The following is an 18410-nucleotide window of genomic DNA, read 5'->3' as shown; positions in this document are numbered from 1 at the left end:
GTATAATATGGATTTAAATCAGCAATAATATAACAAAATATTTATTATGTACAGTTTTACATATGGAGGCATTTATGAGAAAACAAGTAAACAGAAAAATAAAATATTTCACCCAGCAGGAAATGAAAAAGATTTTTATTGCAATTGAAAACTCTGGAAACAAGCATTCCTGCAGAGATCTGGCTATCTTTAGGGTAGCTTATAGATGTGGACTGCGTGCATCTGAAATTGGTATGATAAAGTTAGACGATTACAATATATCAAAAGGTGAACTCTATTGTAAAAGATTGAAGGGGAGCAGAAACAACACAATAAGGTTGGATTCCAAGGCAAAATTTGTCTTGGACAAATATATAAAAGAATATAATATAACAAATAGTTCTGAAAGTATATTCAAAAGTCAAAAGGGAAACCCGATTTCCAGGCATACTCTTGACTATCTGACAAAAAAATATTGTAATATTGCCCGTATAGATGACAAGTTAAAATTTCATTTTCACTCTATTAAGCATACTACGGCAGTTCATCTGGCTGAATCAGATATGGACATTAAAGAACTTCAATGGTGGCTTGGACATAAATCTGTTTCAAATACGGAGATTTATTTTCAATTCACTACAAGGCAGCAGGAAAAAATGTATTTGAAGCTCGAAGAAAAAAGTGAAATGGTTTAATGTGGTTAATTTACGTTGATCTTTATAATTATTAACTAAAAAAATAATGGGATACCTCAAAGTTTACCCTGAGACATCCCATTTATATTTGTTTTTAGTTTATATCTAAATATTATTGTATTTTCATCCTGTATTGCATCTACCACAGCCTTAATTTTTGCTATCATTTTTTCATCAGATATAACTTGGTTACCATTCACGTGACCGTATATTTTTGGACAGGATTGATCTTCTATTTGCAAGCAGCACCTCGGAGAACTTTTAATTTTAATTGTCTGCAGTTGGATTTTCTACTTTACCAATAAACAGTACAATTCCCGTTTTGTTATCTCTTATAGTAAAAATAAATGGTCTGTTTACTTTAAAATCAACTGGATTTTTAGGAGGTGTAGTGGGAGAGGCAGTGGCTACTATTTCTGAAGTAACGGCAGCAGCTTTTGTTCCCTGCTCATTTACATCTATGCAGGCTTTGTGACGGATGTCGCTTATATATGAAGACCCTTCTATTACTTTAGAGTCTGTGTTATTTACATCAAATGCTTCATTCATTCCCAAAGCTTTTAATACATCTTTTAGATCGGTGCCATATTCTATTTTGAATTTAGGAATTTTTTGTGCCACATATGTTCTTTTGAAATCATTTGTCCATTTATTGAAATTTTCTGCAGTTATGCTTTGTAAAAAATCATCTGCATTTATTCCTGTATTGGGCAAAAATATATCCATTTCCATGTTGTCATAATAAGGTAATGAAATTGCCTGAAAATCAGTCCCTTTTACATAATTTACATATGACGTATTTTCCATATTATCCACGTCTATTTTTTTACCATCGGATAATGTAAATTGCTCTTTTTTTGTATTATAAGGTGAAAATTTATTTAACCATGTGCCCTTAAAGTATATGGAATTAATTAAAATAGCTGCATCATCACTGGATATGGTATCAATAATCTTTTTGATTTGACCTTTAGTAGACTGGTCAACCCATTGATTTATCTTGTTTACAGTTTGTGAATCATTAAAGTCTTCCGAATTTATTTGTGAGTCATAATATTTTTGTGCTTTATTCTTGAAATCATCATTAAAAGATATTTGTTTATTCAACCATATTGAATTTGCAGATTGTAGATCTGTGGATTTTAAATTGTTGTAGTAGTTGAATAGGCTGTAATATTGTAAATTAATATCATTGTCACTTACATCCTTTAATTCTATACAATTTAATATTTCCTGCTTTGCCTTGCCTGATTCTCCATTTTGAGTCATGGACAGTAGGCTTGATATACTTAGAGGGGAGATAATCATGTTTTCATCTTTATCTTTGTCTGCTAAATTTTTTATTAAATTAAAGCTAAAAATATTGTTTGATTTGGATATGGGGCTATTTTCATCTATGTTTATAGTTTCCATATTTGTAGTTGTAAATTTCATCTGTACTGGATTTTTGAGGGATTTGGTTTTATCTATAAATTTTAAATCTTTGGAAATATTGATGTAATAACTCTGCCCACTTTCATAACCACCTTCTGGAGGTGATACATAAATGTATTTTCCATCATCACTTGTGGAGAGTTTTGTGTCCAATAAAAGTCCATTAGGATCTTTTACAGTAATGAGATTGAAGTTGGATAAATAGTTTTTGTCTACTGGGTATTTTAATTTTATGGTCCAGCATTTAACTGTACTTACATCTTTTTTGTCTTCAAAAGTTTGTATTTGAGCTTTTTCAGCTGAATATAATGGATCTGCATGTACATTTGATGTAGATCCCACGAAAATTGTTATAAATGATACAAATAGAAACATTGAAATGATTTTTTTAAATTCACTTTTGTTCATTAAAATATCACCTTCTATTTAATTAATAATCATAAAATCCTTTACATTAACAATAATAACATGTATTGGGTTTTAAAACAATATTTGAACTGTGCTAAGGGAGGCTATGTTCACAGTCATTTGAAAAATTGGTAATGCAGCACAGCCACTTTATGTGGTATATTGATATTAAGGTCATCATACGGGAGGAGGCGGTATAATGAATTCAGTTAGGGTAAAAAATAATGATAATCCCTGCAGCATCATAACCAGCATACCTCACAGCGCAAGCAATATAACTCTGGAAATGAAAAAAAATATGAAAAAGGGCATAATATTTGCCAATAATGACTGGTTTTTAAATGAACTATATGATTTCCTGGGAGAATTGAATATAAATTCTGTTTCAGCAAATTACAGCAGGTATGTAATAGACGTAAACAGGGACATTAAAAATAAGTACATACATGATGAATATACAAAATCTCTTGTCTATTACAGAACCACATTTAATAGAAAAATTTACGATAGAGAGCTTGATAAAAGTACCATAGAGGATAGAATAGAAAAAATATACAAACCCTATCATTTGAGTCTTTATGAGGAAATAAATAAAATTTTAAGAGTGAAAGGCAGGGTATATCTTTTTGACCTGCACAGTTTTTTTGAGCAGTCCAGGGCGGATATAATAATTGGCACCCGTGGAGGAAAAACCTGTTCCATAGATTTTTTAAAACTGATATATGATTCTTTCTCAGACAGTGGATTCAATGTAAAAGTTGATGAAAAGGGGCTCAGAGGAGGATATATTACAGCTCACTACGGTTCTATCGATCATGTACAGGCTGTACAGATTGAAATAAGGTATACTGCATATATAGAAAACAGGTATTTTGGTGAAGAAGAGATTCAAAATGTAGATTATAAACTGTTTAATGATGCAAAAATGCGACTGCATGGGGCATTTTTAAAGATAAAAAAAGGCTGTGATGAATTGGCTTAAATTACATAAAGCGATTTTTTATCACTTTTATTGACAAAAAAAATGTAGAATTATATAATAAATATACTAAATTAGTAGTTGATTCTTATCTAGAGTGACTGAGGGACTGGCCCTATGAAGTCCAGCAACCTAGACTTTTTGATGGTGCTAATTCCAGCAGGTTTTATATCTGAGAGATGAGAAAAAGTGAAGCTTTTTTGTATCTCATTTTGCAAAAAAGTTTTTTGTTTTATGTACTGAATTATGAATTTAAGTAACAATTAGATAATAATATAAGTTGACCAGAAAACTGGAGACTTAAGGACTAGATCATATTGATGTAGTTTTTAATCTCCAGTTTTTTACTTTTTTACATATTATTTATATAATACACAATTAAAGGAGGTTTTAAAAATGGATTCTGATAATCATGGACATCATCATGATCATGGTGATGGAGTTAGCGATTATATCAAGGCGGTGTCCGAATATAGAAAGACTTTTGCATCAAAGCAGGATGTTCTTGACAAAACTCCGGACCCGGCGGTAAAAGAAATGATACTGCACATGGAACAAATAGGATGTGATACAGCCTTTGATAGATTTGACAGGCAAAAACCGCAATGCAGCTTTGGGCTTGCAGGGGTATGCTGCCGTATTTGTTATATGGGACCGTGCAAGATTACCGATAAAAGCCCCAGGGGGGTGTGCGGAGCTGATGCGGATCTCATAGTTGCGAGAAATCTGCTGAGAGGGCTTGCAGGGGGTGTAGCAGCCCATGGCATGCATGCCAGAGAAGTTATTCTCGCCCTGAAATATGCAGCTGAAGGCAAAATAAATCTGCCAATAATAGGAAAAGATAAAATATTAAAAACTGCTGCACAGTTTGGAATAGATACAAAAGGAAAAACCATAGAGGAACTTGCCTTAAAAATTGCAGATATTTTGCTTGAGGATATAGCTAGAACTGTTCCAGGTGAACATAGAACAATACAGGCCTGTGCACCTCCAGAAAGAATAAAAGTGTGGAGAAACATGGATATATTACCTATAGGAGCCTATCATGAGGTTTTTGAGGCACTTCATAGAACGGGAGCTGCTACAGATGGAGACTGGAAAAATGTGATGAAACAGTTTTTAAGATGTGGACTTGCCTTTGTATGGTCTGGCGTTGTGGGTTCTAATATCGCCACGGACAGTCTTTTTGGAATAGGTCGCAGAAGTACTTCAAGAGTCAATGTAGGTGCGTTGAAAGAAGGTTATGTGAATATAGCAGTTCATGGACATCTTCCCGTTCTTGTAAGCGAGATTGTAAAGCAGGGGCATAGTAGGGAATTTATTGAACTGGCAAAGAAAAAGGGCGCAAAAGGTATACAATTTTATGGTATATGCTGCTCTGGACTTTCAGCCATGTACAGGTATGAGGGGGTGATTCCGCTGTCAAATGCAGTAGGAGCGGAACTGGTTCTTGGCACAGGAGCCCTGGATCTCTGGGTAGCTGATGTACAGGATGTGTTTCCTTCCATTATGGATGTGGCAGGATGCTATAAAACTATAGTTGTTACAACAAGTGATTCTGCAAGACTTCCAGGGGCAGAGCACTATGCCTATGATCATACTCATTCCAATATGGACCAAACCGAGCATATTGCCAGAAAAATAGTTTCAAGGGCAATAGAGAGTTTTGAAAACAGGAGAGGAATACCGGTGTTTATACCGCCTTACGAGGTTGATGCGGAAATTGGTTTTTCACTTGAATATGTACAAAAAAGATTTAAAGGTATGAAGCCAATTTTGAAGGCATTACAGGATGGAAATATTTTAGGAATTGTCAATCTGGTAGGCTGTAATAATCCCAGGGTGATTTATGAAAAGGCAGTAGTGGATATTGCAGAAATACTTATTAAAAACAATGTACTTATATTGACTAACGGCTGTGCTTCATTTCCACTGCTCAAATTGGGATTCTGCAATATTTCGGCATTGGAGAAAACAGGCATAGGTCTTAGAAGCTTCCTTGAGCCGGATCTCCCACCGGTATGGCATATGGGAGAATGCATAGATAATGCCAGGGCTTCAGGAGTATTTTCAAGTATAGCAGTGGAAGCCGGGGAAGTAATTAAAAATATGCCCTATGCACTGGTAAGCCCTGAATGGTCCAATGAAAAGGGGATAGGGGCGGCACTGGCTTTTAGACTTTTGGGGATAAATTCCTATCATTGTGTTCATGCACCGGTACAGGGTTCCGATAATGTGATGAATTTCATGCTGACAGGTACTAAAGAATCCCTGGGTTCAACTATGAATGTAGATGTAGACCCTGAAAAACTGGCGGACAAGATAATTTCAGATTTAAAGAAGAAAAGAAAAGCTCTTGGTTGGAAATAGAATTTAATGAAAGTGAGGTTAATTACATGAAAAAGTTCAATAAATTTGTTGTAGGAATACTTATGCTGAGTCTTGTTGTTGGTTTTGCAGGCTGTGGGAGTAAAAATACAGGAGAGGCCGACAGCAAAAAAACGATAAAAATAGCATATCTGCCCATAACCCATTCAGTGCCTCTCTATGTAGAGAATGAGGAGGCAAAATCAGATAAGAACAATTTTAAAAATACCAATGTAGAACTTGTTAAATTTGGTACCTGGCCGGAATTGATGGATGCTTTAAATACGGGAAAAGTTGATGGGGCTGTGGTACTTATACAGCTTGCCATGAAGGCAAAGGAACAGGGGATAGATCTGAAAGCCGTAGCATTGGGTCATAGAGATGGAACCAATATCATAGTTTCAAAAGATATCAATAGTCCTTCAGATCTTAAAGGCAAGACCATAGCAATACCCCAGAAATTTTCCACCATGAATATTCTGCTGTACCAGGCACTTAAAAATGCAGGCATGAATTATTCAGATGTAAAAACTGTAGAATTAGCTCCTGCCGAAATGCCTGCTGCTCTGGCAGAAGGACGTGTATCCGGATATATAGTTGCTGAACCCTTTGCTTCTAAATCCGTGGTAAATGGAAAGGGAAAGATACTGTATACATCCTCGGATATATGGAAAAATTCCATATGCTGTGGATTGGTGCTTAGAAATGAAGTTATAAAAAATAATAAACAGTCAGTGCAGGAATTTGTGAATGGATACGTCAGGGCGGGAGAAGAGGCAGAATCCAAAAATGCCGATGTACAAAAAACGGCTGCAAAATACATGAGTACGGATAAAAAAGTACTGGATTTGTCCATGAAATATACATCCTATACGGATTTGAAAATTGAGGAAAGTGATTATAATGTTTTGACAAAATATCTGACAACCATGAATTTATTAAAGGATTCTCCCAAATATGATGAATTTGTTGATACTTCTTTGATTGATGGGGTTAAGTGATAGTATGGGCAAATTAAGAAAACTTATAAATATTTTCATAGGATTTGGGATCCTGATTGCTTTATGGGAAGGCATGGTTTTGTCAGGAAAATATGAAGAATCTCTTCTTCCTTCTCCTATTAAAGTTGCAAAAGGTATGGAGGAACTTGTCCTAAATGGTGTTTTAATTGATGATATCAAGGTGAGCCTGTTTAGATTTTTCTCGGGATATTTGTCTGCAGTGATAATTGCAGTAATTCTTGGTCTTATCTTTGGATGGTTTGATAAACTCTGGGGTATCTTTGATCCAATTGCACAGATTTTAAGACCCATATCACCAATTGCCTGGTCGCCTTTTATAGTATTATGGTTTGGTATAGGTGATATACCTGCCATTGTGATCATATTTATTGCCGCCTTTTTTCCGGTTTTACTTGCAACTGTGGCAGCTGTCAGAAAGATAGATAAAACTTATCTGAAGGTTGCCAAGAATTTTGGTATAAAACAGCCTCAGATATTTACAAAAATAATATTTCCTGCTGCTTTTCCCAATATAGCTACCGGGCTGCATATAGCTGTTGGAACGGCATGGATATTTCTTGTGGCTGGAGAAATGGTGGGAGCACAGTCCGGATTGGGATATCTCATTGTGGATTCCAGAAATTCCTTAAGATCGGATCTGCTGCTGGCAGGAATAATATTTATCGGAATTCTGGGGCTTCTGCTGGACAAATTAATTGTTATTTTTGAAAAATGGGTAGGAAAAACATGGGGCATTGTTCCTGGACGGGAAGGTGAGTAAAAGTGTTTATAGAAATCAACTCTGTATCCAAAATATATGGAAACAAAAATGAGAAGGGATTTGAAGCACTTCACAGTGTAAATTTAAGTATAAAAAAAGGAGAATTCATATGCCTTTTAGGTCCCAGCGGCTGCGGAAAATCAACTCTTTTGAATTTGATAGCTGGATTTGACAAACCTTCTTCAGGAAATATATCCATAGATGGGAAAGAGGTAACCGAACCTTCTGCAAATTATATAACAATATTTCAGAAGTATGGACTGCTTCCCTGGAGGACGGTTAAAAAGAATGTGGAACTTGGACTGGAAGTTAAAAAAATCAGTAAAGAGGAGAGAAGCAGAGTAGCTGATGAATATATTGAACTGGTGGGGCTTTCTAAATTCAGCAAAAAACGGCCTCATGAACTCTCGGGAGGAATGCAGCAGCGGGTTGCCATTGCCAGAGCACTGGCGGTGGATCCTGAAATAATATTTATGGATGAGCCCTTTGGAGCCCTGGATGCAATGACAAGGATGAACATGCAGGATGAGATATCGAACATATGGGAGAAAAAGAAGAAAACCATTATTTTTGTAACTCATGATATCGATGAAGCGGTATTTCTTGCAGATAGAGTTGTGATCATGACTCCAAGTCCGGGGAAGATAAAAAGTATAATAGATGTTCCGTTATATAGAAAAAGAAATAGAACCAACAGTGAATTCCTAGCCATAAGAGATAAGGTATTTAGGGAATTTGAGACCAATAAGAAATCAAAAAAAGAATATTCTGTGTAAAATAGAGCCTCCTGGTATAAAATCAAAATATCCATGGAGGCTGTTTTTATTTTATTGCTTTGGTTTTTACGATATTTTCATAAGATGACAGCAGTGGTATTCTAAACCCATAAGCTTTGATTTCATATTTCCTGTTAATTCTTAGTCCGCCATATATATCTTCGGAATCAAATTTGAGTTCCAGCAGACTATTGGTATTCTTAAATACTCTTGTGTCCCCGTTTTCTATTTGTGTATAAATGAGATATTGAATGTTGTTGTCCTGCTTTTTTATCTGCTTGCTGGCAATAGTCACTGTATAGGTATTCCTGAAAAAATGTGGGAATAGTACAAATATACCTGATATTATAATGATTCCTATTATTGTTGTAATAATTCTGGATTTTAAGGATCTAGTGAGTTTTAAACTAAAAAAATATTTTTTCCTCATAAAATCTCCTTGATATTGCTCAATATGATACAGTACTATTAATATTCTTTTTTTCCTGTATTATGCCATATTATTTGAAGCAGTGAAAGATTTTTTTATATTTCATTGTATACCTGGTATGGACAAATTATTGAAAATTGGTATGATTGGGTTATATAGAAAATTAAAGGAGGAGGTAGTGCAGATGGAAAGGTATGTTATTGTGTGTGCCATAGGAGGTGCAGCACTAAAATTTCATGAAAAGCTGACCAGCAGTGTGTGCTATAAATTCAATAAAAAACGAACTAAACTGCCTGCACATTTTACAATAAAGGCACCTTTTGAAACCGATAAAATTGAAAAAGTGGAGAATATACTTGAAAAATTTTCCATAAATAACCGCAAAGTGCCTATTAGGCTGGAAGGATATGGAAAGTTCAGGGAGGATGTAATCTACATGGCTGTGAAAATGTCGCCTGAGGCGAAAAAAGTTCACGATAAGCTTATAGATCAGCTGCAAGAGATACCATGGATGAAATTTAAAAGCAATGAGGGAAAAAATAAAGTGTTTCACTGTACAATAGTTTCAAAAAAGATAAAGGACAGATTTAAGGAGATATGGAATTATGTAAGCAAATATTCTTGTGATTTCAATGAATACTTTGACAATATATCTCTTTATCACTGGGAATATAATACGTGGGTACTGCTTAAAAAGTATGAACTTGCCTAAAAATTTCATATGGTAAATTTTAGGCAGGGGAAAATCAGTCGGCTTCATAAGATCTCCATATCTTTTTGATAAAATCATTTCGTGTTAATATTAAAAATTGTTGGAGGTTGTAATTATGAACATTACACACTATATGTCGCTGCTGATGGACAATCAGCCCTGGAATTTGATTATATTTATGGCTGTGCCGGTAATATGCGCTGAGGCTCTCACTATTACAGAATTTTTCATAATATATAATAGAATTGAATCAGGCGGAATAAAGACTTTAAATAAAATTGTGGGAATTTTTGATGGTTTCTATTTTACAGGAATATTCATTTATCTTTTTATAAATGCAGTGATACCGCTTACAAGTGGAGGCGGATGGCATACCTGGGTTGATGTAGTCGCAGTAGGATTTTATTTAAGCGGTGTAATATTTTTACTGCCCATAGCACTTATGGAACTGGGTATAATATTTAAAGGCAAAAGCAGTGAGGAGAAACTCAAAATTCACTTTATCCTTGTAGGCGGATTTCTAGTAGTTGCCCATATTGCAATGATCTTTGGAATGGTAAATCCTGAAATTGTAAGTAGTATGCCTGGAATGAACAAAATGTAGCATATATTTACACATATTCAAAAATAGCACTTCAAAATTACTGTTCTAAAATAATTTTGAAGTGTTTTTGTATAAATTAATAAAAAATATATTGATTTATTAATGAATCGGCATTATAATATATACTGTAATATATTTTTAATAAAAAATGACTATTAAAAATATCGATCCCTTAATTAAATTAGATTGCGTCCTAGGCTTCAAAAGCTTAGAGGGGAAAAAAGGCACTCATAGTTACGGTGTCTTTTTTCTTGCCCTTCAGTGATAATTTGGGACACAATTGTATGTGGTATAATAAAAATTAAATAGTTGACAGTTAAGATTGATGGGAGTGATATATATGAAAATTGTTGTATTGGACGGGCACATATTGAATCCGGGGGATTTGACCTGGGAGCCTTTGAAGGAATTTGGAGATTTGACTGTCTATGACAGGACTGTATATGATGACAGCAACGATGATCTTATAATTGAAAGAATAGGAGATGCAGAAATTGTATTTACCAATAAGACTCCAATATCCGAAAATGTATTTAGAAGCTGTCCAAGATTAAAGTTTCTGGGAGTGCTGGCTACAGGATATAATGTAGTGGATGTGGATGCAGCTAAAAAATTTAGCATCTGTGTTACTAATATACCAAATTACGGCACTGAATCTGTAGCTCAAATGGCTGTGGCACTGCTTTTGGAGCTCACCAATCATGTATGGATTCACAGCGAAGCTGTAAAAAACGGAGAATGGAACAAAATTGGAGAATGGTGTTTCTGGAAACAGCCATTGATGGAACTCAATGGTAAGACAGCCGGAATTATAGGTTATGGGAGGATAGGACAGGCTACTTCCAAGATTGTACAGGCTATGGGGATGAAGGTGATAGCCTATAACAGGCACCAGCACAAGGAATTGGAAAATGGGAGTATGAGATATGTAAGGTTGGAAGATATATTTGAAAAATCAGATGCTATTTTTTTGCACTGCCCTCTATCTGAGGACAACAGGGGCATGATTAACAGAGGTTCCATAAGCAGGATGAAAGATGGAGTGATTATAATAAATAATGCCAGAGGACCCTTGATTGTGGATGAAGATTTGGCTCATGGATTAAACAGCGGTAAAATTGGAGGAGCAGCACTTGATGTTATGTCCCAGGAACCCATCAGGGAAGACAGCCCTCTTCTAAAGGCAAAAAATTGTATAATTACTCCCCATATTTCATGGGCTGCAAGAGAAACGAGACAGAGGCTCATGGATATTGCAGCGGAAAATTTAAGAAAATTTTTGGAGGGAGCACCTGTAAATGCAGTGAATAAGTAGGTATTTTCTGCAAAAATAAATAATTATGTAAAAATGTGTATGAATTATAATCAAATCCATACACATTTTATCCCATAATTTAATTGAAAATTATACTATCTAGACAATTCTATAGATTTTTGGGTGGTTTTTCTTACAGCTGAAATAACTGCATCTCTAAATCCCTTCTCTTCAAGTGCAGCTACGCCTTCTATGGTAGTTCCACCTGGAGAACATACCATGTCTTTTAAAACACCGGGATGTTTTCCGGTTTCAAGTACCATTTTTGCAGAGCCAAGTACAGCTTGTGCAGCAAACTTATACGCCTGATTTCTTGGCATCCCATCCAGTACGGCAGCATCCGCCATGGCTTCGATAAACATATATACAAAAGCTGGTGATGAACCGCTGACGGAAGTCACCACGTCCATTAATTTTTCATCTACTATTTCTCCTTTGCCGAAGCTTTCGAAAATATGTAGTATTTGCTCTGCCTCTTCTCTGCCTACTTTATCATTGGGACATATTGCAGCCATTCCCTCTCCCACAAGAGCAGGAGTGTTTGGCATTACTCTGACCACTTTCAGTTTTCTTTCAAATGTATCTTCAGTACTCTTGATGCTCTTTCCTGCAGCAATTGTAACTACTATTACATTTTCTTTTACATGATTCTTTATTTCCTTGATAACTGGCTGATATAAGTTGGGTTTTACGGATAGCACCAGAATGTCTGCATTTTCAGCTACTTCATTGTTATTAACGGTAGTTTTTATGCCATATTTTTCAGCTGCGCTTTTCAGATTTTCTCTATTCAAATCCCCAACAATTATGTTTTCCGGAGTTACCAGATTTGCCTTAACTATACCGCCAATCATTGCCTGCCCCATATTTCCACAACCTATAAAACCTATTACTTTGCTCATAATTTTCCTCCTAGATAAACTAAATTTTGTATTCATTTTATATTTATACCTGTCCGTTTGTCAAAAAAGTGTTTGCAAAATTTCTGATTATTATTATATAATATTTATACAGCGAGTAGTTTTGATAACGTAAATCCAGTTGTCAAAGCTACTCGCTTTTTTTGAGATTATCATACATGTTATATAAAAAAGGAGGAGAAGAAATTAATGAGAAGAATAGAAACAGTGAGATCCAGAGCGGAAATTAATGTTAAAGCAACCCTGGCAGTATTGGCACTTAGTGGATTCCTATCAGTATTCAATGAAACTATATTAAATGTGGCATTAAATACTCTTATGGAAGAAATGAATGTTACAGCAGGAACAATACAATGGATAGTTACTGCATATATGATAATTGTATCAGTCATGGTACCAGTTACGGCTTTCCTAATCCAATCATTTGAATTGAAAAAGCTGTATTTAGGATCTATGATGATACTTTTGATTGGAACAATATGTGCAGCTGGTTCTACAACTTTTGTAATGCTGCTTGCTTCTAGAATGTTACAGGCTTTGGGAACTGGAATGATGATTCCAATTATGATGAATACGATATTGCTTATAACACCACTGGAAAAACGTGGCTCGGCAATGGCCGTAGGTGCCTGTGCAATTCAGCTTGGGCCGGCGCTGGGTCCCACAGCTTCGGGTTTTATATTACAGTTTTTTAATTGGCATGCATTGTTTATAATATTGATTCCGCTTATAATACTGGCTATGATATTTGGATATATTTATTTAGTTAATGTATCGGTTCTTACAAAGCCTAAGATTGATATTGCATCAATTATATTATCTACTGCTGGAGTTGGAGGAATTATATATGGCTTAAGCAGCTTAAGCAGCTTTAGTGGCGGTGGGGGCGGTATTAGGGTGGTCATCATAATATTTATTGTTGGAATAATGTCACTGCTTGCATTTGGCAGGCGCCAATTGCGTTTGAAAGAACCAATGCTGGAAATACGCACTTTTAAATTTACTATGTTTTCGATTGGCGTAACACTTGTCATGATCTCCATGATGACAATATTCACTATGAATGTGATGCTGCCTATATTTCTTCAGGGAGCACTTAAAACGACAACTTTTACAGCAGCAATGATATTGCTCCCAGCAACACTTATTAATGGATTTGTAACCCTCATAGGAGGAAAAATTTATGATAAATTAGGGGCAAGAGTTTTAATACAGGCAGGATTTATTATAATCTTTGTGTCATTACTAATTTTATCACGATTGACTATTGATACATCTCCTGCAAGGATTATAATCGTATATATGATAGTGTGTGTTGGGGTTGGCAGTACATTGTCACCGTCCCAAACCAATTCACTTGATCAATTACCAAAAGAATACTATCCACACGGGGTGGCCATATTAAATACACTTCAGCAATTATCAGCGGCAATTGGCTCCTCATTATTTATAGGCATTATGTCGGCTTCACAGCAAAAAGCTTTAGATAATCTGGCTTCAGAGCAAGCTGCCGTTGCTGCTGGATTCAGTGCAGCAGTGTTAGCACTAGCAGGGTTTGTTTTAGTTGGACTTTGTCTGTCATTTGCTTTAAAATTTGAAAATAAAAGTCATTATTTTCATAAAAAATTATCGTAAAAAATGCTGAGACAAACTACAGATTAAAGAAGTATAATATTTAAAGAAGCTTTAATGGGGAAAGCAGGTGTGAATATGCAGAGAGTAATTTTTCTTGTAGATATGAATGCATTTTTTATAAGCTGTGAAGAAACAAGACATCCTGAAATTGCAGGCAGGCCTGCAGCAGTGGCGGGGGATCCCAAAAGCAGAAGGGGAATTATTTTAACTGCAAATTATAGTGCACGGAGATTTGGAATCAAAACTACCATGCTTCTGCATGAAGCATGGAAACTCTGCCCTGATCTGTTAGTCATTCCGCCGGATAAGGATTTTTACAGGCAAAAATCACATAAGGTTATGGATATACTGTATTCCTACAGCCCTGTTATAGAGCAGAACAGTATAGATGAGGCCTGGCTTGATATGACAGGATGTGAGAGAATATTCGGTAAACCTATGCACTCTGCAGGACTTATAAGTGATCATATTAGCAGAGAATTGGGCCTGGGGTGTTCCATAGGTATATCGGAAAATAAATTTCTTTCAAAAATGGCTTCTGAAATGAAAAAACCCCTTGGGATTACAGAACTTTGGAGAAAAGATATTGAGTATAAATTATGGCCGATGGATATTGAGTCCATGTATGGAGTTGGAAAACGTACCTCACAAAAACTTCAGAATATGGGTATCAGCACTATTGGAGATCTGGCACTTTTTAACAGGCAGTATCTCATAAAAAGACTTGGAAAGCTTGGAGGAAGGATTCAGGAGCTTGCCAATGGTATTGACAATTCGATTTTGAAACCACGGCTGCAGGAGGATATAAAATCTATTGGAAGATCAATTACGGTACCACATGATATTTTAGATATGGATAATGCCGGTGTTGTTCTTATGCAGCTTTCTGATGATGTTGGAATGACTGCAAGAAAGTATGGCAAAAAAGGTCATGTAGTGCAGATTAATATTAAATATTCCAATTTTAAATCCATCACCAGACAGACGACGGTTGCTCCGACCTGGTTGTCTAAAGATATCTACTCAGCGGGAATTGCTCTGCTTGAGAGAAGCTGGGACAGGAAATTTCCGATACGGCTTCTTGGAATAAGCATCAGCGGATTTGCAGAGCACCACAGAACTGAACAAATCTCCATGTTTGACATGATAAAAAGTGATTCTAAAAAAGATAACCAGGAAAGAGATAATAAAATTGAGGCTGTACTTGATGATATACGGCAAAAATACGGTTCCTCCATAATAAAACGTGCAGTGCTTATGAAAAATAGAAAAAACAAAAAACAAGGCCCCTAAATTTTTAACATTTTATATTAGATCTGAAGAAGTGTGAAAATTTTATATATATAATTAAAAATTTTATTTATAATAAATTAACTATTTGTTTGGTGCTGTAGCTTTCTCTAGATAGGAAAATCTATCTATTTTAGACTTTGACTTTCTTTGACCTTAGTTGTATTATAATAACTGTAATAAGGATTACCTCTATAGAAGGTAATCATAACAACATAATAATTTGTTTTGTAAGGAGGTTATGCATTATGTTTGATATGGTTCCATTTAGAAAAAATAATTCTATAGCAAGAGGTGACGCATTTGATAATTTTGTAAATTCATTTTTTAACGATGACTTTTTCGCACCAGTTAATGTCAATGGATTTGGCAAGGGATTTAAGGTTGATTTGAAGGAAAATGAAAATTATTATGTAGTCGAGGCTGATTTGCCAGGAATAAATAGAGATGCAATAAACGTGGACTACAACAACAATTATTTGACTATATCCGCAAAGAGAGAGGATTCCAGAGAAGATAAGAACGAAAATTTTGTGAGACAGGAAAGAAGCTATGGAGAGTTTAAGAGAAGTTTTTATGTTGACAATGTAGACAAAAATGGAATTACCGCTTCTTTTAAAGACGGAGTTTTGAAAGTTGAGCTTCCTAAATCTGAAAAAGGTCAGGATCAGGGCACAAAAATAGATATTAAATAGCTATTTTAATAGAGAAGGTACTGCCGTTTAGTTTGACAGTACCTTTGTCCTATTTATAATTTTATTAATTTTGCTTTTAAAAGAGATCCCTTTATCTTATATCCTGCTATGTAGGCAACTACAACTTTTATTATATCAAGAGGTATAAATGGAAGAACACAGAGAAGTATTGCCTTCTGCATAGGTATATTTGTGACAAAGTGGAATTGGATTGTTCCCACAGCATAGCACATTATGAGGGTGCCCATGAGTTCCACTATTGAAAGTATATGGTTTGAATTTTTTTCCGAAATTTTACCGATTAGATAAGCTATTATTGGATAACTTATCAAATATCCTCCATTGGGTCCTGCCAGAATTTGAAATCCACCTGAAAAATTTGCAAAGACAGGCACTCCTATTCCACCTATAAGCAGATAGATAAGCTGAGACAGTGCTCCAAGTCTGCCGCCTAAAATCATAGCTGACAAGTATACCGCAAATACCTGCATTGTAATGGGCACAGGGGTAAAAGGCAGAGGTACGGAAATTTGAGCCAGTATAGCTGTTATTGCCGTAAAAATAGCTGCAGTGCTCATCTCTCTAATGGAAAATTTTAATTTCATAGTTACATCTCCTCAAAATTAATTGTAAACATATAAAATAATAACGGTTAACAATAATAGTATAGTTGAAGTCAAAATTTTTGTCAATTATTAATTTTACTGTGATAGGAATATATGGTAAAGTAGAATTGAATATAATAAGAGGAGGAAGAACTATGAAGGACAAATTTTGCAGTCTTCTGGAAAAAGCATTGGAATTGGGTGCTTATAAGGCATCCATGGTGGACACGTCAAAGATTAAATTTTCCAGTGAATACAGACATGCCTGTGAATCCAATGCCTGCGGCATGTATGGTACCAACTGGATGGGACCGCCTGCTGTAGGGCCTATTGAACAGTTGATAGATAGAGCAAAGGGGTATAAACGGGGACTGCTTATACAGACCGTGCAGCAGGTGTCTGATTTATATGATACGAAATCTGTGGAAAGAGCAGAGAAATCTCACAATGAACTATTTGGAAATATTGTTCGAATGGTAAAAGATAAATACAAATTTAAGGATATTCTTCCTTTGAGTGCAGGATGCTGTAAGATATGTGAAAGGTGTGCCTACCTGGATGGCGAAAAATGCAGAAATCCTGAAAAATCTTTTTCCTCCATGGAAGCATATGGAATCAATGTGATGGAATTGGAAGAGAACTGTGGTATGTCCTATTATAATGGTGAAGACAGCATAAGCTACGCAGGACTTATACTTTTTAATGAAAATTAGCTGCGCCTGTGTATCCTTTTCCAGCATATCCCTGAATGCAGAATAGATGATGTGCTCTTAAAGTTAACATTGGATAAATCAGTCCTTAAAATTAATTGTCAATATAAATTATAAATATAGTTGACAATTATAGCATATGTACAGTATAAGTCTTTATCAATTAGTATTTAAATATATACAAAATAAGCACCTTGTATCAGTACTTATTTTGTAATTTACAGTTAAAATCTTATACTATATATTGTCCTGATCTGTCAATATAACAGGACCATCATCTGTTATGGCAATGGTGTGTTCATATTGTGCAGACAGGCTGCCGTCAGCAGTACGTGCAGTCCAGTTGTTGCTGTCCACTGTAACCTCATAGGTGCCTGTATTTATCATGGGCTCTATGGTAATTACCATGCCATTTTTCAGCTTTAGGCCTCTTCCCGGTTTTCCATAATGTGGTACGGCCACATCATCATGCATTACTTTTCCTATTCCATGGCCTGTGTAGTCTCTTACCACCGAATATCCCAGGGATTCCGCATAGGTCTGTATCTCATGGCCTATGTCACCTATTCTATTTCCAACCACTGCTTTTTTAATACCTTTATAAAGGCACTCTTTTGTAATCTTCATAAGTTCCCGTGCTTCTTTGGATATATTTCCGACTGCATAGGACCATGCCGAGTCCGCCAGCCAGCCATTTAAGTTTACTACCATGTCGATGGTTACAATATCCCCCTCTTTTAAAGGTTTTTTGTTTGGAAATCCATGACAAACTTCGTCATTTACAGAAGCACATGTGGCATAGGGAAATCCCATGTATCCTTTCTGTTCCGGTTTGGCATGATGTTGTTCCAGATATTTTTCCACAAAAGAGTCTATCTCCATGGTAGTTATACCAGGTTTTATCATTTTTCTTATTTCCCTGTGGCAGGATGCAAGTATCTTACCAGCTGCTGCCATGTATCCTATTTCTTTTTCTGTTTTTATATATATCACAATCCTCGCCTCTATCCTAATATTATTACAGTACTTACTATTTTAACATATTCTTTTATAAAAAAACCGTTAATTATCTCT

Annotated in this window: 19 protein-coding genes and 1 riboswitch; of the genes, 13 read left to right on the top strand and 6 right to left on the bottom strand. The window is 35.5% G+C overall.

The window, feature by feature from the left end; genetic code table 11:
- Window positions 1-74: 74 nt before the first annotated feature.
- Window positions 75-674, top strand: a complete 600-nt coding sequence (locus CLLU_RS10380; RefSeq protein WP_106009676.1) for a tyrosine-type recombinase/integrase — start codon at window positions 75-77, stop codon at window positions 672-674.
- A gap of 56 nt (window positions 675-730) precedes the next feature.
- Here CLLU_RS10380 and CLLU_RS10375 read toward each other — a convergent pair whose 3' ends face one another.
- Window positions 731-916 carry a hypothetical protein gene (locus CLLU_RS10375; protein WP_106009675.1) on the bottom strand — a complete coding sequence of 62 codons (186 nt, stop codon included), beginning with the start codon at window positions 914-916 and terminating at the stop codon, window positions 731-733.
- A gap of 25 nt (window positions 917-941) precedes the next feature.
- Window positions 942-2516 (bottom strand): serpin family protein, encoded by a 1575-nt coding sequence (locus tag CLLU_RS10370; RefSeq protein WP_106009674.1) that lies wholly within the window; start codon window positions 2514-2516, stop codon window positions 942-944.
- A 199-nt stretch (window positions 2517-2715) separates the two neighbouring features.
- Between CLLU_RS10370 and CLLU_RS10365 the strand changes: the two genes are divergently transcribed.
- The 5 genes from CLLU_RS10365 (at window position 2716) to CLLU_RS10345 (ending at window position 8420) form a co-directional block, all read left to right on the top strand.
- On the top strand, window positions 2716-3498 hold the full coding sequence (locus tag CLLU_RS10365; RefSeq protein ID WP_106009673.1) for an N-formylglutamate amidohydrolase: 783 nt from the start codon (window positions 2716-2718) through the stop codon (window positions 3496-3498).
- Between the two features lie 82 nt (window positions 3499-3580).
- Window positions 3581-3681, top strand: a riboswitch (SAM riboswitch).
- A gap of 210 nt (window positions 3682-3891) precedes the next feature.
- A complete protein-coding gene (locus tag CLLU_RS10360; protein WP_106009672.1) occupies window positions 3892-5865 on the top strand; it encodes an anaerobic carbon-monoxide dehydrogenase catalytic subunit in 1974 nt (657 codons plus the stop codon).
- A 26-nt stretch (window positions 5866-5891) separates the two neighbouring features.
- Entirely contained in the window at window positions 5892-6863 is a 972-nt protein-coding gene (locus CLLU_RS10355; protein ID WP_106009682.1) for an ABC transporter substrate-binding protein, read from the top strand.
- 4 nt (window positions 6864-6867) lie between these two features.
- Window positions 6868-7644 (top strand): ABC transporter permease, encoded by a 777-nt coding sequence (locus tag CLLU_RS10350; RefSeq protein WP_106009671.1) that lies wholly within the window; start codon window positions 6868-6870, stop codon window positions 7642-7644.
- A 2-nt stretch (window positions 7645-7646) separates the two neighbouring features.
- Entirely contained in the window at window positions 7647-8420 is a 774-nt protein-coding gene (locus CLLU_RS10345; protein WP_106009670.1) for an ABC transporter ATP-binding protein, read from the top strand.
- Between the two features lie 46 nt (window positions 8421-8466).
- Here CLLU_RS10345 and CLLU_RS10340 read toward each other — a convergent pair whose 3' ends face one another.
- Window positions 8467-8850, bottom strand: a complete 384-nt coding sequence (locus CLLU_RS10340) for a DUF1523 family protein (protein ID WP_106009669.1) — start codon at window positions 8848-8850, stop codon at window positions 8467-8469.
- A gap of 184 nt (window positions 8851-9034) precedes the next feature.
- On the opposite strand from CLLU_RS10340, the gene CLLU_RS10335 reads away from it, so the two are divergent.
- The 3 genes from CLLU_RS10335 to CLLU_RS10325 all read left to right on the top strand — a co-directional run bounded on the left by CLLU_RS10335 (window position 9035) and on the right by CLLU_RS10325 (window position 11481).
- Entirely contained in the window at window positions 9035-9562 is a 528-nt protein-coding gene (locus tag CLLU_RS10335) for a 2'-5' RNA ligase family protein (protein WP_106009668.1), read from the top strand.
- 115 nt (window positions 9563-9677) lie between these two features.
- Entirely contained in the window at window positions 9678-10166 is a 489-nt protein-coding gene (locus CLLU_RS10330; RefSeq protein WP_106009667.1) for a DUF6803 family protein, read from the top strand.
- A gap of 340 nt (window positions 10167-10506) precedes the next feature.
- Window positions 10507-11481 carry a D-2-hydroxyacid dehydrogenase gene (locus CLLU_RS10325; RefSeq protein WP_106009666.1) on the top strand — a complete coding sequence of 325 codons (975 nt, stop codon included), beginning with the start codon at window positions 10507-10509 and terminating at the stop codon, window positions 11479-11481.
- 95 nt (window positions 11482-11576) lie between these two features.
- Here the strand turns inward: CLLU_RS10325 and proC are convergent, their stop codons facing one another.
- A complete protein-coding gene (gene proC, locus CLLU_RS10320) occupies window positions 11577-12383 on the bottom strand; it encodes a pyrroline-5-carboxylate reductase (protein ID WP_106009665.1) in 807 nt (268 codons plus the stop codon).
- 207 nt (window positions 12384-12590) lie between these two features.
- Between proC and CLLU_RS10315 the strand changes: the two genes are divergently transcribed.
- The 3 genes from CLLU_RS10315 (at window position 12591) to hsp18 (ending at window position 16021) form a co-directional block, all read left to right on the top strand.
- A complete protein-coding gene (locus CLLU_RS10315; RefSeq protein WP_106009664.1) occupies window positions 12591-14036 on the top strand; it encodes a DHA2 family efflux MFS transporter permease subunit in 1446 nt (481 codons plus the stop codon).
- 75 nt (window positions 14037-14111) lie between these two features.
- Window positions 14112-15329, top strand: a complete 1218-nt coding sequence (dinB, locus tag CLLU_RS10310; protein ID WP_106009680.1) for a DNA polymerase IV — start codon at window positions 14112-14114, stop codon at window positions 15327-15329.
- 245 nt (window positions 15330-15574) lie between these two features.
- The gene (hsp18, locus tag CLLU_RS10305) at window positions 15575-16021 is read left to right on the top strand and encodes a heat shock protein Hsp18 (RefSeq protein ID WP_106009663.1); all 447 of its coding nucleotides are present in this window, start codon (window positions 15575-15577) and stop codon (window positions 16019-16021) included.
- A 53-nt stretch (window positions 16022-16074) separates the two neighbouring features.
- Here hsp18 and CLLU_RS10300 read toward each other — a convergent pair whose 3' ends face one another.
- Window positions 16075-16626 (bottom strand): biotin transporter BioY, encoded by a 552-nt coding sequence (locus CLLU_RS10300; RefSeq protein ID WP_106009662.1) that lies wholly within the window; start codon window positions 16624-16626, stop codon window positions 16075-16077.
- Between the two features lie 155 nt (window positions 16627-16781).
- On the opposite strand from CLLU_RS10300, the gene CLLU_RS10295 reads away from it, so the two are divergent.
- Window positions 16782-17339: a DUF2284 domain-containing protein gene (locus tag CLLU_RS10295; RefSeq protein ID WP_106009661.1), complete on the top strand. Its 558-nt coding sequence runs from the start codon at window positions 16782-16784 to the stop codon at window positions 17337-17339.
- 234 nt (window positions 17340-17573) lie between these two features.
- On the opposite strand, the gene map is transcribed toward CLLU_RS10295, so the two are convergent.
- Entirely contained in the window at window positions 17574-18329 is a 756-nt protein-coding gene (gene map / locus CLLU_RS10290) for a type I methionyl aminopeptidase (protein WP_106009660.1), read from the bottom strand.
- Window positions 18330-18410: the final 81 nt, after the last annotated feature.

Source organism: Clostridium luticellarii, from assembly GCF_002995845.1.
GTDB lineage: Bacteria > Bacillota > Clostridia > Clostridiales > Clostridiaceae > Clostridium_B > Clostridium_B luticellarii.
This window is presented reverse-complemented; position numbering and strand designations above follow the sequence as displayed.

Coding starts and splice junctions, on each gene's coding strand:
- CLLU_RS10380 (WP_106009676.1), top strand. CDS start 75: ATGAGAAAACAAGTAAACAGAAAAATAAAATATTTCACCCAGCAGGAA.
- CLLU_RS10370 (WP_106009674.1), bottom strand. CDS start 2,516: ATGAACAAAAGTGAATTTAAAAAAATCATTTCAATGTTTCTATTTGTA.
- CLLU_RS10365 (WP_106009673.1), top strand. CDS start 2,716: ATGAATTCAGTTAGGGTAAAAAATAATGATAATCCCTGCAGCATCATA.
- CLLU_RS10360 (WP_106009672.1), top strand. CDS start 3,892: ATGGATTCTGATAATCATGGACATCATCATGATCATGGTGATGGAGTT.
- CLLU_RS10355 (WP_106009682.1), top strand. CDS start 5,892: ATGAAAAAGTTCAATAAATTTGTTGTAGGAATACTTATGCTGAGTCTT.
- CLLU_RS10350 (WP_106009671.1), top strand. CDS start 6,868: ATGGGCAAATTAAGAAAACTTATAAATATTTTCATAGGATTTGGGATC.
- CLLU_RS10340 (WP_106009669.1), bottom strand. CDS start 8,850: ATGAGGAAAAAATATTTTTTTAGTTTAAAACTCACTAGATCCTTAAAA.
- CLLU_RS10335 (WP_106009668.1), top strand. CDS start 9,035: ATGGAAAGGTATGTTATTGTGTGTGCCATAGGAGGTGCAGCACTAAAA.
- CLLU_RS10330 (WP_106009667.1), top strand. CDS start 9,678: ATGAACATTACACACTATATGTCGCTGCTGATGGACAATCAGCCCTGG.
- CLLU_RS10325 (WP_106009666.1), top strand. CDS start 10,507: ATGAAAATTGTTGTATTGGACGGGCACATATTGAATCCGGGGGATTTG.
- proC (WP_106009665.1), bottom strand. CDS start 12,383: ATGAGCAAAGTAATAGGTTTTATAGGTTGTGGAAATATGGGGCAGGCA.
- CLLU_RS10315 (WP_106009664.1), top strand. CDS start 12,591: ATGAGAAGAATAGAAACAGTGAGATCCAGAGCGGAAATTAATGTTAAA.
- dinB (WP_106009680.1), top strand. CDS start 14,112: ATGCAGAGAGTAATTTTTCTTGTAGATATGAATGCATTTTTTATAAGC.
- hsp18 (WP_106009663.1), top strand. CDS start 15,575: ATGTTTGATATGGTTCCATTTAGAAAAAATAATTCTATAGCAAGAGGT.
- CLLU_RS10300 (WP_106009662.1), bottom strand. CDS start 16,626: ATGAAATTAAAATTTTCCATTAGAGAGATGAGCACTGCAGCTATTTTT.
- CLLU_RS10295 (WP_106009661.1), top strand. CDS start 16,782: ATGAAGGACAAATTTTGCAGTCTTCTGGAAAAAGCATTGGAATTGGGT.